1 protein-coding gene is annotated in these 246 nt (G+C 57.7%); it reads left to right on the forward strand.

Translation table 11 applies throughout. The features are described from left to right. Positions 1-224: BON domain-containing protein (locus tag ALO43_RS08230; RefSeq protein WP_157062273.1), on the forward strand; the 224-nt coding region annotated here is incomplete at its 5' end. Positions 225-246 lie beyond the last annotated feature (22 nt).

A 246-nucleotide genomic window follows, 5' to 3' on the forward strand; every position in this document is an offset into this window, starting at 1 on the left:
GCGACGCCTGGATCACCAGCAAGGTGAAGGCGAGCCTGATTTACAGCCGGACGCTGGACGGACTCAACATCAAAGTGGATACCAAAGCCGGTGTGGTAAGCCTGAACGGCGTGGTTGCCAACTTTGCAGAGAAGGAACTGGCTGTGGAAATCGCGCGCAACATTCGTGGCGTCAAGGGAGTGAATGGCGACGCTCTGAAGGTCATGGCGCGTAGCGCAGGCTGATCGCCTAGGGATTCTCCGATCA

The organism is Pseudomonas tremae (genome assembly GCF_001401155.1).
GTDB classification, from domain to species: Bacteria; Pseudomonadota; Gammaproteobacteria; order Pseudomonadales; family Pseudomonadaceae; genus Aquipseudomonas; species Aquipseudomonas tremae.